We start from the raw sequence: 13,176 nt of genomic DNA, 5'->3' as shown, positions 1-13,176 counted from the left end.
CACCGTGACGACGGACAGCGTCCAACAGAGCGTGCGCGGACACCTACGTCACATCCTCACCGGCAGGTGAGGGAGAGGGTCGGAACTATGGAAGAGCCTCGTCGCCTCGGCGGCAGGTACGAGCTCGGGGGCGTCCTCGGACGCGGCGGCATGGCCGAGGTCTACCTCGCCCATGACACCCGACTCGGCCGTTCCGTCGCAGTGAAGACGCTCCGGGCCGACATGGCCCGGGATCCGTCGTTCCAGGCCCGCTTCCGCCGCGAAGCCCAGTCCGCGGCCTCCCTCAACCACCCAGCCATCGTCGCCGTCTACGACACCGGCGAGGACTACATCGACGGCATCTCCATCCCGTACATCGTGATGGAGTACGTCGAGGGCTCCACCCTGCGCGAACTGCTGCACTCCGGCCGCCGCCTGCTGCCCGAGCGCGCCCTGGAGATGACCATCGGCATCCTCCAGGCCTTGGAGTACTCCCACCGGGCCGGCATCGTCCACCGCGACATCAAGCCCGCCAACGTGATGCTCACCCGCCAGGGCAACGTCAAGGTCATGGACTTCGGCATCGCCCGTGCGATGGGCGACGCCGGCATGACGATGACGCAGACCTCCGCCGTCATCGGCACCGCCCAGTACCTCTCCCCCGAGCAGGCCAAGGGCGAGACCGTCGACGCCCGCTCCGACCTCTACTCCACCGGCTGCCTGCTCTACGAGCTGCTCACCGTGCGCCCGCCGTTCATCGGCGACTCGCCGGTCGCCGTGGCCTACCAGCACGTCCGCGAGGAGGCCATGCCGCCCTCCGCGTACGACCCCGAGGTCCGCCCGGAGATCGACGCGATCGTGCTCAAGGCGCTCGCCAAGGAGCGGGACTACCGCTACCAGTCCGCCGACGAGATGCGCGACGACATCGAGCGCTTCCTCGACGGCCTCCCGGTCGCCGCCGCCCAGCAGGCCGCCGCCTTCGGCATGGGCGCCCCCGGCTACGGCTACGACCAGCAGGGCTACCAGACCCAGCACGACCCGTACGGCCAGACCAACCTGCTGCCGCAGCAGGGCGCCGCCGGACCGACCACCATGATGGCCCCGGTCGGCGGTCAGCAGCCCGGCTACGGCTACCAGGACGGCGCGGGCGACGACGGCTACGAGCCGGGCGGCCGGCGTCAGGACCAGCCGAAGAAGAGCAGCACCTCCTGGATCATCCTGGCGATCGCGGCCGTGCTGGTACTGGTCGGCGCGTACTTCGTGTTCGACGCCATGACCCAGTCGACCAAGACCGCCGACTCCAAGGTCTCCGCGCCCAACCTGGTCGGCAAGTCCCTGAAGGACGCCCAGGCCGCCGCGGCCGCGGTGAACGCCAAGCTCCAGGTGACGGCGGCGGACGCCATCGCCTGCCCGGACAACAACATCCAGAAGGACCAGGTCTGCACCCAGGACCCGACCGCGGGCACCCAGGTCGACGTGAGCACCCCGATCAAGGTGCACCTCTCCAGCGGCCCGGCCTCCGTCGCCGTCCCGGACGTCACCAACAAGTCCTCGGACGACGCGAAGGCCGCCCTGACCAAGGCGGGCTTCACGGTCGGCAACGTCACCTACAAGAACGACGACAACACGCCCCAGGACAAGGTGCTGTCCCAGTCGGTCACCGGCAACGCCGCCCCGAACACCTCGGTCGACCTGGTCGTCTCCTCCGGCAAGTCCAAGGCGACCGTCCCCAACGTGATCGGCCAGCAGGTCGACGCCGCCCAGCAGCAGCTGTCGTCCCAGAGCTTCGTGGTGAACATCAAGACCACCCCGGCCACCGACCCCAGCAAGGTCGACATCGTCGCCAACCAGGACCCGCCGGCCAACTCCAAGGTGGCCCAGGGCGCCACGATCACCCTGACGGTCTACAAGACGCCGGACAAGGTGCCGGTCCCCGACGTGAAGGGCAAGACCGTCAAGGAGGCCATGTCCATCCTGAAGTCGGCCAATCTGGTCTGGACCTTCGCCGGCGCCGGAGGCGACGACAAGAACCTCGTCGTCAACACCTCCCCTGGCACCAACAACCTGGTGGACCCGGGGACCCAGATCCAGCTCTTCACCGTGCCGAACCCCGGGGGCAACAACGGTGGTGGCCCCAACCCGCCGGGGCCGGGTCACTGACCGCCGCACACACACCGAAGGGGGCCGCCACCGCGGCCCCCTTCGCGTTCCCCCTCACCGCCTGCCCGGGCCCGGTCCCGGGTGGCGCCGCCTGCCGGGCCCGGGGGAGCCGCTCAGGGCGCACAGCATGTCCACCCGGCCGCCCAGGGTGCGCACCTCGCCCACCGTGTCCGCGAGCCGTACGCTCATCGCGGCCACCAGCGCCCGCTCCGCCTCCAGCTGCCGCACCAGGCGCACATAGGCCTCCCGCAGCTCGGCCAGCTCCGCCCGTGCCCCCGCCGCCGCCCGCTCGGCGGTCTCGGTGACCATGGCCTCCGGCCAGGCGGCCGGCGCCTCGGCCAGGTCGAGCAGCTGCCGGCGGACCTGGCGCGCCACCTCGCTGTCCCGCAGCAGCATCGCCACGTTCAGCACCGCCCGGCGGGGGAAGACCAGCAGGCCGCGGCCCGGGGATTTTCTAGTGGTCATGTTGACCACTAGAAAACTCTGCAGGTCAGAGCCGGTTAGCCGGGCCATCCCGCTGTCCTGCAGCTCGGCCCGGTGACGGCGGACGACGCTGTTGACCGCCTCCTCGTCCACCTCGAAGTAGTCGGCGACCATCAGGGTCGTCACATGCACCCCGTCCGGGAGCAGCCGCAGCGCCCGCACCTTGTCCAGGGCCTCGGTGCGGTCCGCCAGGCTGCCGCGCATGGTGCGGGATTCGAGAAGTACGGCTTCGTGGTTCATCGGCGCTCGTCTCACCCGTTCGTCAGGCACCTGTTCTGCCGAACTTCCAACGAGCCGGGTTGACGCCGCGTCACCCCCGCAGTCGAGCGCACCGCAGCACCCGCCCCGCGCGCATCTCCCGCCACACGCCTCAGCGCAGTTCCGGCGGCGGGGTCCGCTTCGCGTCCACCTGATCCACCCTCAGCAGGCTTCCCCAGACCGCCATCCGGTAGGTGGAGGTGTACACCGGCGTGCAGGTGGTCAGCGTGATGTACCGGCCGGGAGCGGTGTACCCGGAGCCTTCGGGGACGGGGGCGATGATGCCGGTGTCGTACTTCGAGGTCTGCGGCAGCGTGCTGTCGACCCGGTAGACGTACCAGCGGTCCCTCGTCTCGACCACGATCGGGTCTCCCGGAGCGAGCCGGTCGAGGTCGTGGAACCTGGCGCCGTGGCCGTCCCGGTGGGCGGCGAGGGCGAAGTTGCCCTCCTCCTCCCAGGGCATCGCGGCCCGGTACGGCTCCTCGTATACCCCGGCCACGCCCTCGTCGAGCACCTCGCCGCCGGTGCCCATCCGGATCAGCACCTGGTAGCCCCGGCCGAGTGCGGGAACGTGCAGGAAGCCCACCCCGTCCCCGGCCCGGTACACCGGCGGCGGGGCCTGCGCCGTCGCACCGGGCACCGCCGGAGCCGACCAGCTGTCGCGCAGCCGGTCCGCCCGCAGCCCGGCCCGCCGGTCGGCGACCAGGTCCGTCCACCACAGCGAGTACCCGACGAACAGCGCCAGCACCAGACCGACGGTGATCAGCAGTTCCCCGATCGCACCCAGCACCGCGCCGCGCCGGGCCCGGCGACGACGCCGCCCGTCCCGCGAGGGTTCTGAGGATTCGTCCAGCACGATCTCCACGCCGCCGCCTCGCCCCTCGGGTACGGGTGCCTAGCCGCCGGTCAGCGCAGGAGGCTGCCCCTGACTCCGCGGCCGTTCGTCGACCATCTTGCCAAAGACGATCAGCCTTCCCCGGGCACTGAACTCGGGTGTGCACGTCGTCATGGTGATGTAACGACCCGGTTGGCTGAACGGTGATCCCTTCGGCACCGACTGGAGCACCGTGACGTTGGACGGCGGCGTCTCCGGGATGCCGCCCGCCACCTCGTAGGTGTAGAACGAGGTCGCGGTCTCCACCACGATCTTGTCTCCCGGCACCAGCTGACCGATCTTCCGGAACGGCTGGCCGTGTGTGGTCCGGTGCGCGGCGACCGCGAAGTTGCCGGTCTTGTCGGAGGGCATCGCGGTGCCGACGTAGTGCCCGACCAGCCCCTTGTCGAGCACCTGCTGCTTCCCGGTGCCCTCGGCGATCGGATACGTCAGCCCGAGCTTGGGGATGTGGATTATCGCGAAGCCCCTGCCCGGCTCGAACGCCCCGGCGGGCTTGTCCGCGCTGCCCGGGGCCGGTGTGGGCTGCGGCTTGCTCCACTGCTGTTCCAGCTGGGTGCGGGTGCCGTCGGCGGCGGCGTCCGCCTGCACATTGGTCCACCACAGCTGGTACGCCACGAAGAGCAGCATCAGCAGGCCGAGGGTGATGAACAGCTCGCCCACCAGCCGGGCGGCGACCACCCTCCCGGCCTCCTTGGGCCGCGGCGGCCGCGGGCCGCTCGGCCGCCCGGCGGCCCGGCGCCGCCCGGTGCCCGAACGCGCCGCGGTACGGCCCGCGGCCCGGCGCCGCCCCGCCCGGGGGCCGTCCGCACCGCCGTCCGCACCGCCGGGGCCGTCCGCACCGCCGTCCGCACCGCCGGGGCCGTCCCCGGGGACCGGCCGCAGCCGCATCGTCTGCTCGGCCGGTACCCAGGCCGGCTCGCGCACCGGCTCGTAGACTCCCCACTCACCCGAGGCCGCGTCCCGCCCCGGCCCCGCCCCGGTCTGCGCGCCCCCCTCCGGGCGCAGCGTCGTCATCCGTCAGCTCCGGCCGATCACCGGGGCGAGCCCGGCCGAGCGGCCCACCGCCTCGGGGAAGCCGCACTCCGCCAGCCAGTTGGCGAGCATCCGGTGCCCGCCCTCGGTGAGCACCGACTCCGGGTGGAACTGCACGCCCTCGACCAGGAGCTCGCGGTGCCGCAACCCCATGATCACGCCGCTGTCGGTCCGCGCGGTGACCACCAGGTGGTCGGGGACGGTGGCCGGTTCCACCGCGAGCGAGTGGTACCTGGTCGCGGTCATCGGCGAGGGCAGCCCCTCGAAGACGCCGCCGTCCTCGTGCATGACCTGCGAGACCTTGCCGTGCAGCAGCTCCGGCGCCCGGCCGACCACCGCGCCGTACGCCACCGCGATCGACTGCAGCCCCAGGCACACCCCGAACACCGGCAGCCCGATCTCCGCGCAGTGGCGCACCATCTCGATGCACACCCCGGCCTCCTCCGGCGCCCCGGGCCCGGGGGAGAGCAGCACCCCGTCGAAGCCGCGCTCGCCGTCGCGGTGCACCGCGTGCCCGACCGTCACCTCGTCGTTGCGCACCACCTCGCAGGTGGCGCCCAGCTGGTACAGGTACTGGACGAGGTTGAAGACGAAGCTGTCGTAGTTGTCCACCACGAGGATCCGTGGCGAACTTCCGGCGGAGGTCATACGCGCGCTACTCCTGAAGTGCGGTCCTGCCGGCCGGCAGGGGAAGAGCGGGGAGCGGGGCCGGTCAGCCGGCTCCGCCTTGGTCCACCGTGACGTTCCCGAAGGGCAGCAGCGGCTCGGCCCACGGGAAGACGTACTGGAACAGGACGTAGACCACCCCGAGCACGAGCAGCACGGCGATGACCGACCGGACCAGGGTGTTCCCCGGCAGGTGCCGCCAGATCCAGCCGTACATGCCGCTCCTTCGGGTTCAGGTCGGTGTCAAGACTAGACCGCACCGCCCGCCGGACAGGCCACATCACCGGAGTTGTCCACTCCTGTGCCCCCGGTGACCGGTGACCGTCGCGGCCATTCGTCCGCTAACCGTCGGCCGCGTGCAGATCGGTGCTGCCCGCGTACCCCGGCAGGGTCAGGCCGGTGTTCTCCTGCACCTTCCAGCCGAGCCCGTACGCCGCGACGTACTTGAGGTAGTTGTTGATCGACGGATCGCCGTTGACCGCCGCCCGCAGCGCGTCGGTACGGCCCACCGCCCTGATCACATAGGGCGGCGAGTAGACCCGGCCCTGCAGCAGCAGGGTGTTGCCGACGCAGCGGACCGCGCTGGTGGCGATCAGCCGCTGGTCCATCACCTGGATGCCCTCCGCTCCGCCGCGCCACAGCGCGTTCACCACGGCCTGGATGTCCTGCTGGTGGATCACCAGGTCGTTGACGCCCGGGTCGGGGACGCCCGGGATGCGCGCGGTGGCGTCCGGCGGGGCGTCGTTGAGGGTGACGGTGAGACCCGGCCCCTTCACCGGCTCGAGCCCCGCGGCCGCGCGCAGCGGTCCCAGCCGGGCCGTGCCGGACGGATCGACCTTCTGCCCGGCCAGTGCGTCGACGCGGTGCTGGAGATCGGTGAGCTGCGCCTGGACCTGCTGGTTCTGGGTGCTGCGCTGGCGTATCACGTCGCTCAGGCGCAGCAGCGAGTTGTCGGTGCGCAGATCGGTGCCTCGGGCGGTCTCCGCGCTGATGTAGAAGAGCAGTCCGGCCAGGGAGAAAACCGTGCAGGTCAGTGCACGTCCGACAATTCGGGTGCCGGGGCGGCGAACTGGGCCGGAGCCCCGGGGAATCGTGAAATTAGGCACCGTACCCTTATCTCCCTCAGACCCGGCGAGCCACTACGCTAACGGACGCAGGTGGCACGTGCGGATCGCCCTGTCCGGTACACCCTCCAGGTTCCCCTGGCGGAGGTCCGGGCCGATCGTTCCCCCCGCACGGACCGTCGCCACCGCCGCCCGCCCCGCTGCACCCTGCGCGGTCACAGCGCATCGACAGGAGAGCCCCTCGTGCCGAAGTCTCGACTCCGCAAGAAGTCCGACTACACCCCGCCGACGACGGCCACGGTGAAGATCAGTTCCGGGCGCAGCTGGGTGGCTCCGCTGATGCTGGCGCTGTTCCTGGTCGGCCTGGTGTGGATCGTCACCTACTACGTGACCAGCGGCACCTGGCCGGTACAGAGCTGGGGCAACTGGAACATCCTGGCCGGTTTCGGCTTCATCGCCGCCGGCTTCGGCGTCTCCACCCAGTGGAAGTGACCGTCTTCTGAGCCGTTTCCCGCACCGCTTCGGACCTCGGTCCGAAGCGGTGCTTCCGCCTGTCCACAACAGGCCGGGCCCGTCGAACCGTACGTTTATCCACACGGTTATCCACAGTGGGGAAAAGTCCGCCCAGCCTGTGGATAACTTGCCCATCGCGACCGGCGGAAAGAGCGCCGACGTCCCGGCATAAGCACAGCTGGACGCGCGTAGAGGCGATATCCCCAGCCGACCCCCCACACGGGCTGTGCACAGTCCCCTGCACGCTGTGGACAACCGGACGCCCCACCACCGCCCGGCGGCGCCGCCTCACACTCCGAGCCGGGCGGTCTCCACCACCACGAGCAGCACCGACAGCGCGAGCATCCCGGCCAGCGTCAACCCCTGCACCAGGGCGCGGTGCGCCCTGGGGGCGTACATCAGGCCCACTCCGGTGACGGCCCCGGCCACCAGACCGCCCACATGGGCGCGCCAGTCGATGTACGGCACCGAGAAAGTGATCACCAGGTTGAAGACCAGCAGCGCCATCAGCGGCCCCAGCGGCGTCCTGGTGACCCGGAACAGCACCGCGGTGGCGCCCAGCAGGCCGAAGATCGCTCCGGAGGCGCCCATCGAGTAGAGGCTGCCCCCGGCGACCAGGTACGCGAAGGCGTTCCCCGCCAGCCCCGAGACGGCGTACAGGCCGGCGAAGCGCAGCCGGCCCAGCATCCGCTCCAGATTGGGCCCGATCACCCAGAGCGAGACCATGTTCATCGCCAGGTGCAGCAGACCGGTGTGCACGAAGGCCGCGGTGACCAGCCGGTACCACTGGTCCGGCCCGGCCGCGACGCCGTACGGCTGGTACCAGTACGGCGGGACCAGGCTGTGCAGGGAGAGCGTCTCCTTCAGCTCCGGGCGCAGGTACTCGGTCAGCAGGAAGACCACGACGTTGATCCCGATCAGCGTCTTGGTGACCAGCGTGCCGTCCTGGGCGAGCACACCGCCGAACCTGGTGCGGACCTGTGTCTGCGCGGCCTGCCGACGGGTGCCCTGCACGCACTCCGGGCAGTGGAACCCCACCGAGGCGCTCACCATGCACTCCGGGCAGAGGGCCCGCCCGCAGCGGGTGCAGGCGATACCGGTCTCCCGCTCGGGGTGCCGGTAGCAGCGGGAAAGACCCGAGGCCGCCTCGGGCTGTGGTCGGGCCGTCTCGTCCGGAAGCATCCGGGGTTACCTCCTCAAGAGCGGTCCAGGCGGCACCACCGCGTACGGGGTACCGCCGGGACCGTCAAGGCTACTGCCGGTGCCCGCCGCCTCCCAGCGTTTCGGCCGGGGTCGCACCGCGGCGCACCCGCCGGCCCGCCTCAGCGGCGGGTGATCTCCACCGACTCGATGACGACGTCCTCGACCGGGCGGTCCATCCGGCCGGTGGGGGCGGCCGAGATGTCCGCGACCACCTTGCGGCCGGCCTCGTCCGCGACCTCGCCGAAGATGGTGTGCTTGCGGTTCAGCCACGGGGTCGCCGCGACCGTGATGAAGAACTGCGAGCCGTTGGTGCCCGGGCCGGCGTTGGCCATGGCCAGCAGGAACGGACGGTCGAAGGCGAGGTCCGGGTGGAACTCGTCGGCGAAGCGGTAACCCGGGCCCCCGGTACCGGTACCCAGCGGGTCACCGCCCTGGATCATGAAGTCGCTGATCACCCGGTGGAACACGGTGCCGTCGTACAGCGGGCCGGCGGAGCTCACACCGGTGCGGGGGTGGGTCCACTCGCGAGTGCCCTCGGCCAGCTCCACGAAGTTCGCCACCGTCTTCGGGGTGTGGTTCGGGAAGAGCCTGATGACGATGTCGCCGCGGTTGGTCTTCAGAGTGGCGAAAAGTTCCTCGGCCACGGTGTGCCTCCCTGGGTCTGTACAACGGACGTTCCGATCATGCCATCCCACCGTGCACGGCCTTCGGGGCACCCGAACCACCGCCCGGCCACCGGCCCACCGACCGTGCACGGCCCGCCACCCGGCCCCGTACCTCCCCGGCGCGGTCCCCGTACGCCGTACGACCGCGTGCGCCCCGCGTACGGCCCAACCCGGCGCGCCAGAGGGACAAAACAGCATGCATGATCTCCAATCAGGTGGAAATGTGCATACAGGACGCCACCCAGGAGGAGAAGCTCGTGACCCACTCAGCTCGTGAGGCGGCCGGCCGGACCAGAGACACACTGACTCCCTATGCCACCACCGCCAAGGAGACCGCGTTGCACTACGCCGACGAGGCCAGGCAGCGGCTCGGCCCCGCGCTGGAGGCACTGGGCCCCGTGGTCAGCTCGGCGGGCGCCCAGGCCAGGGTCGGCGCCGCACACGCCACCCAGGCCGCCCGCGTCCACTACGCCAGACACGTCGCCCCCCAGTTGGAGCAGGCGTTCGCCGCACTGCCGCCGCAGGCCCAGCAGAACACCCTCAGAGCCGTCCACCGGGCCCAGGAAGCCGCCCTGGCCGCCCGCCAGACCGCCGGCCACGCCCGGGCGAACGTCGCTCCCCGGGTCTCCGACGCCATCGACGGCGCCCGCACCACCATCGTCCCGGTCGCCCAGGAGGCACAGAGCCGCGGCGCCGCCGCCCTGGCCGCCCTGCACGGCAACGTCAGCTCCGCCGAGATCACCGAGCTCGCCACCAAGAACGCCAGGCGCAGCGCCAGGTGCAGGCGCGGCTGGGCCACCGGCCTCGCCGTCGCGGGCATCCTGGCCATCGGCGCCGGCGTGCTCACCTGGCAGTGGTGGCGCCGCCAGAGCAACCCGGACTGGCTGGTCGAACCCCCCGTCGGCCCCGGTGCCGGCGGCTCCACCGGCGCGACCGCCGCCGAGCCCCAGCTCAACGGCGCAGGCCCCCGGGACCAGGCCACCGACCAGCCCGACGGCCACCCCACCGACGAGCCGCCCGCCCCCAAACCCGGGCCCACGCCCGGCAAGCCCGCCCCCGACGACCGGCCCAAGCCCCACGACCCGCGCAAACCGCACTGACCCGGCGCGGAGCCGGCCCGGCAGCCGCCGGAAAACGCGAATCGGCCGCTGACCTGATCCCAGGTCAGCGGCCGATTCCACGGTGGAGCTTAGGAGATTCGAACTCCTGACATCTGCCTTGCAAAGGCAGCGCTCTACCAACTGAGCTAAAGCCCCGTGCGGTGTGCTGCGCCTAGCGTACCCGGTCCTGCAGGCAATCTTCAGCAGGTATCCGTACCGCAGCGGCACACCGCGGGTGAGTCCCGGCCGTCGAGCCGGGGCTCACCCTCCGGAGAACCGGGTCCGGCCTCCGGCACATCGTCCGTCCGAAAGATCGTCCGGTGTCTCAGCGGGCGCCGGCCGGGACCGGGTCGGTGGCCTCGGTCCACAGGTCCTGCTCGGCGCGGTCCGCCTGGACCTGACGGTAGACAAAGAAGCCGCCGAGGGCGACCAGGGCGACCAGGAGAAGCTTCTTCACCGCGGGACCTCGTCCTTCTTGCTTGCTTGTGGCGGACCCGGCAGGGCTCCCCCTCGTGAAGGGATCGCTCGCGAGTCCTCTGGTGTACGAGCACGAACCAGCGGCCGGGGTCGCAGACCGCCTTGCGGCTGATGATACACACCGGTAACCGCTCGCCGAACGGCCCCCGCCAGGCCAACCGCCCGATCCCCGCGCCTGATTGGCGCCCGCTCCCGGACGGCCTCCCGGCCCCGCGACACACCCGCACACGGGCCCACCTGGCGGTACGACCCGGCCCGCTCCGGCCGTCGGGCGGAGCGGGCCGGGCCGGTCCCGGTCAGCGCCGCCGGGGCCGCCGCTCGCCGAGCCGTGCGAGACCGCCCCGCAGTTCGGCCATGTCGAGCCGGAGTTCCCTCACGTCCTCGCCGACCTGGCACAGCCGTGCGCTCATCGCCCCCAGCAACGCCCGGTCCGCGTGCACCATCCCCTCGCAGTCGCTCAGCCGCCGCTCGACCTCCGAGACCCGGTCGTGGAACCGCTCGGACACCTGCTCGACCAGCCGGGAGCAGCAGCATCCGCTCGCCGTGACGCGGTCCGCCTCCGTGTCCAGCAGGTACCGCCGGACACTCCTGGCGACCTCGCTGTCCCGCAGCAGCATCGCCACGTTGAGCACCGCCCGCCCGGCGGGGGAAGACGGCGAGGCCACGGCCCCTGACCTGCGTAGGCTTCAAGTTGAAGCTTTTAACGGCCGGGTTATCCACAGCCTTCAGTACGGCGAAACCGTTGCTCTCCAGCTCCTCGCGGTGCCGCTGGATCAGCGTGTTCACGGCCCGCTCGCCGACCTCGAAGTAGTCGGCGACCATCCGGGTCGTCACATGCAGCCCGTCGGGCAGCAGCTGCAGCGCCTTGACCTTGTCGAGCGCCTCGGTCCGCCCGCCCAGGTACCTGCGCAGGGTCCTGGACTCGAACAGGGCGACTTCCATGGACATGGGATGCCTCCATGGCTTGAAGTGAAGTGTGGACCGCCCTGTCACCCGGGGCACGGGGCTGGAGCATCCGCCAGCAGGAGCAGAGGTCGCACCACGTCCACGGATCCAATGACCGGTTCTGTCGCCCGGCAATCCCCAACTTCACTGCAGTTTCGAGTCATCCCACCCAAGTTGCCTCTGCGCACCCGGGACAACGAGCCGACGGCACGGTGGTCACGGCCGAATACGGAAAACGTGCCCGGAAACGCCAGAAGGCCCGGAGTGGATGTCCACTCCGGGCCTTCTGTGCCGGTGGGCCTAACAGGACTTGAACCTGTGGCCTCTTCCTTATCAGGGAAGCGCTCTAACCGTCTGAGCTATAGGCCCTTGCCGCACTGAAAGATTAGCGGACCGACCGCCGATCTCCCAAATCCGTTCCGGCGGGCTCCCCCGCGAGCCACTCCTCGCGAGTCGCGGGCAGGTGGCTGAGTCCCCCGGGGGCGGTGCGTACGGCGAGCACCTGGTTGACCCCGATGCGGTTCTCCTCGAAGGCGAGGGCCGAGGCGGCCATGTAGAGACGCCAGACCCGGGCCCGGCCGCGGCCGACCAGCCTGACCGCCTCCGGCCAGCCGGCCTCCAGGTTGGCCACCCACTCGCGCAGGGTGAGCGCGTAGTGCTCGCGGAGGGACTGGACGTCCCGGACCTCGAAGCCGGCCTCCTCCAGCAGGGAGACGGTGCTGCCGACCGGGGCGAGCTCGCCGTCCGGGAAGACGTACGAGGAGATGAAGGGGCTCGGCACGTACGGTTCGCCGGGGCGGCCGGGACGGCGGGCGATCTGGTGGTTGAGCAGCCGGCCGCCGGGGGCCAGCAGGTCGTACAGGCCGCGCGCGTAGCGCAGGTACTGGGCGGCACCGACGTGCTCGGCCATGCCGACGCTGGAGACGGCGTCGAAGGGGCCGTCGGGGACCTCCCGGTAGTCCTGCAGCCGCACCTCGACCCGGTCGGCCAGGCCGGCCTCCGCGATCCGGTGGCGGGCCAGGGCGACCTGCTCCCTGGAGATGGAGACGCCGACCGCGCTCACGCCGTAGTTCTTCGCCGCGTGCAGCAGCAGCGAGCCCCAGCCGCAGCCGACGTCCAGCAGGCGCGTCCCGGGCCGCAGGCCCAGCTTGCGGCAGATCAGGTCGATCTTGGCCTCCTGGGCGTCCTCCAGGCTCTTGCCCTCCGGGGTCCAGTAGGCGCAGGAGTAGACCATCGAGGAGCCCAGCACCAGCCGGTAGAAGTCGTTGCCGACGTCGTAGTGGTGGCTGATGGCGTCGCGGTCGCGGCTGCGGCTGTGCAGGCGGCCCTGCTGGCTGGCCTCCTCCGGCGGCGGGGCGGGCTGCAGGCCGATCGCCCCGGTCCGGGTCGCGACACCGAGCAGACGGCGCCCCGGGGGGCCGAGCAGCTCGCGCACACCCAGCTTGAGCCCTTGGATCTGCGGCAGCTCGGTGAAGTGGGCGACGGCACTCATCACCTCGTAGAGGTCGGTCTCCGGGGCGAGGTCGAGGTCCCCCGAGACGTAGGCGCGGGCCAGGCCCAGCTCACCGGGGTGCCAGATCAGCCGGCGCACCGCGCGCCGGTTGCGCAGAACCACCAGCGGTGCCCCGGACGGGCCCGCCACACTGCCGTCCCAGGCCTGCACGCGGAGCGGGAGCCCCGTCCCCAGCAGACCTTCCAGCGCGCCTACGAGTTGCGTTGCCACCTCTGCCATCGAG

14 protein-coding genes and 2 tRNA genes are annotated in these 13,176 nt (G+C 71.3%); 3 read left to right on the top strand and 13 right to left on the bottom strand.

Features of this window, described 5'->3' with window-relative positions; translation table 11 throughout:
• Nucleotides 1-87 precede the first annotated feature (87 nt).
• On the top strand, nt 88-2,139 hold the full coding sequence (pknB, locus tag ACSMTC_RS19400) for a Stk1 family PASTA domain-containing Ser/Thr kinase (RefSeq protein WP_436560958.1): 2,052 nt from the start codon (nt 88-90) through the stop codon (nt 2,137-2,139).
• A 54-nt stretch (nt 2,140-2,193) separates the two neighbouring features.
• On the opposite strand, the gene ACSMTC_RS19395 is transcribed toward pknB, so the two are convergent.
• From ACSMTC_RS19395 to ACSMTC_RS19370, 6 genes are all read right to left on the bottom strand, one after another.
• Nucleotides 2,194-2,862, bottom strand: coding sequence for a hypothetical protein (locus tag ACSMTC_RS19395; protein ID WP_436560957.1), 669 nt, complete (start codon nt 2,860-2,862; stop codon nt 2,194-2,196).
• Between the two features lie 130 nt (nt 2,863-2,992).
• The gene (locus tag ACSMTC_RS19390; RefSeq protein WP_436560956.1) at nt 2,993-3,745 is read right to left on the bottom strand and encodes a class E sortase; all 753 of its coding nucleotides are present in this window, start codon (nt 3,743-3,745) and stop codon (nt 2,993-2,995) included.
• A gap of 30 nt (nt 3,746-3,775) precedes the next feature.
• Complete coding sequence (locus tag ACSMTC_RS19385; protein ID WP_436560955.1) at nt 3,776-4,789, bottom strand: class E sortase; 1,014 nt, start codon at nt 4,787-4,789, stop codon at nt 3,776-3,778.
• A gap of 3 nt (nt 4,790-4,792) precedes the next feature.
• Entirely contained in the window at nt 4,793-5,455 is a 663-nt protein-coding gene (locus ACSMTC_RS19380) for an aminodeoxychorismate/anthranilate synthase component II (protein ID WP_436560954.1), read from the bottom strand.
• A 64-nt stretch (nt 5,456-5,519) separates the two neighbouring features.
• On the bottom strand, nt 5,520-5,690 hold the full coding sequence (locus ACSMTC_RS19375; protein ID WP_436560953.1) for a hypothetical protein: 171 nt from the start codon (nt 5,688-5,690) through the stop codon (nt 5,520-5,522).
• Between the two features lie 124 nt (nt 5,691-5,814).
• Nucleotides 5,815-6,564 carry a DUF881 domain-containing protein gene (locus ACSMTC_RS19370; RefSeq protein WP_436564737.1) on the bottom strand — a complete coding sequence of 250 codons (750 nt, stop codon included), beginning with the start codon at nt 6,562-6,564 and terminating at the stop codon, nt 5,815-5,817.
• A 216-nt stretch (nt 6,565-6,780) separates the two neighbouring features.
• On the opposite strand from ACSMTC_RS19370, the gene crgA reads away from it, so the two are divergent.
• Nucleotides 6,781-7,029, top strand: coding sequence for a cell division protein CrgA (crgA, locus tag ACSMTC_RS19365; RefSeq protein ID WP_436560952.1), 249 nt, complete (start codon nt 6,781-6,783; stop codon nt 7,027-7,029).
• 309 nt (nt 7,030-7,338) lie between these two features.
• Here the strand turns inward: crgA and ACSMTC_RS19360 are convergent, their stop codons facing one another.
• A complete protein-coding gene (locus ACSMTC_RS19360; RefSeq protein WP_436560951.1) occupies nt 7,339-8,232 on the bottom strand; it encodes a rhomboid family intramembrane serine protease in 894 nt (297 codons plus the stop codon).
• 140 nt (nt 8,233-8,372) lie between these two features.
• Nucleotides 8,373-8,897 (bottom strand): peptidylprolyl isomerase, encoded by a 525-nt coding sequence (locus ACSMTC_RS19355; RefSeq protein ID WP_436560950.1) that lies wholly within the window; start codon nt 8,895-8,897, stop codon nt 8,373-8,375.
• 278 nt (nt 8,898-9,175) lie between these two features.
• Here ACSMTC_RS19355 and ACSMTC_RS19350 point away from each other — a divergent pair, with 278 nt between their 5' ends.
• Nucleotides 9,176-10,018, top strand: a complete 843-nt coding sequence (locus tag ACSMTC_RS19350) for a DUF5324 family protein (RefSeq protein ID WP_436560949.1) — start codon at nt 9,176-9,178, stop codon at nt 10,016-10,018.
• Nucleotides 10,019-10,101: 83 nt separating this feature from the next.
• Here the strand turns inward: ACSMTC_RS19350 and ACSMTC_RS19345 are convergent.
• From ACSMTC_RS19345 to ACSMTC_RS19325, 5 genes are all read right to left on the bottom strand, one after another.
• Nucleotides 10,102-10,174: transfer RNA gene (locus ACSMTC_RS19345), tRNA-Ala, on the bottom strand.
• Nucleotides 10,175-10,343: 169 nt separating this feature from the next.
• Nucleotides 10,344-10,475: a DLW-39 family protein gene (locus tag ACSMTC_RS19340; RefSeq protein ID WP_211785814.1), complete on the bottom strand. Its 132-nt coding sequence runs from the start codon at nt 10,473-10,475 to the stop codon at nt 10,344-10,346.
• Between the two features lie 316 nt (nt 10,476-10,791).
• Nucleotides 10,792-11,160, bottom strand: a complete 369-nt coding sequence (locus ACSMTC_RS19335) for a hypothetical protein (RefSeq protein WP_436560948.1) — start codon at nt 11,158-11,160, stop codon at nt 10,792-10,794.
• Between the two features lie 575 nt (nt 11,161-11,735).
• Nucleotides 11,736-11,809 (bottom strand) — tRNA-Ile (locus ACSMTC_RS19330).
• A gap of 16 nt (nt 11,810-11,825) precedes the next feature.
• Complete coding sequence (locus ACSMTC_RS19325; RefSeq protein ID WP_436560947.1) at nt 11,826-13,172, bottom strand: class I SAM-dependent methyltransferase; 1,347 nt, start codon at nt 13,170-13,172, stop codon at nt 11,826-11,828.
• Nucleotides 13,173-13,176: the final 4 nt, after the last annotated feature.

Source organism: Kitasatospora sp. HPM-01-4 (assembly GCF_051374625.1).
Lineage (GTDB): Bacteria > Actinomycetota > Actinomycetes > Streptomycetales > Streptomycetaceae > Kitasatospora.
This window is presented reverse-complemented; position numbering and strand designations above follow the sequence as displayed.

Bases quoted from the DNA above. Each gene is read 5' to 3' on its own strand.
- pknB (WP_436560958.1), top strand. From the start codon at position 88: ATGGAAGAGCCTCGTCGCCTCGGCGGCAGGTACGAGCTCGGGGGCGTC.
- ACSMTC_RS19395 (WP_436560957.1), bottom strand. From the start codon at position 2,862: ATGAACCACGAAGCCGTACTTCTCGAATCCCGCACCATGCGCGGCAGC.
- ACSMTC_RS19385 (WP_436560955.1), bottom strand. From the start codon at position 4,789: ATGACGACGCTGCGCCCGGAGGGGGGCGCGCAGACCGGGGCGGGGCCG.
- ACSMTC_RS19380 (WP_436560954.1), bottom strand. From the start codon at position 5,455: ATGACCTCCGCCGGAAGTTCGCCACGGATCCTCGTGGTGGACAACTAC.
- ACSMTC_RS19375 (WP_436560953.1), bottom strand. From the start codon at position 5,690: ATGTACGGCTGGATCTGGCGGCACCTGCCGGGGAACACCCTGGTCCGG.
- ACSMTC_RS19360 (WP_436560951.1), bottom strand. From the start codon at position 8,232: ATGCTTCCGGACGAGACGGCCCGACCACAGCCCGAGGCGGCCTCGGGT.
- ACSMTC_RS19325 (WP_436560947.1), bottom strand. From the start codon at position 13,172: ATGGCAGAGGTGGCAACGCAACTCGTAGGCGCGCTGGAAGGTCTGCTG.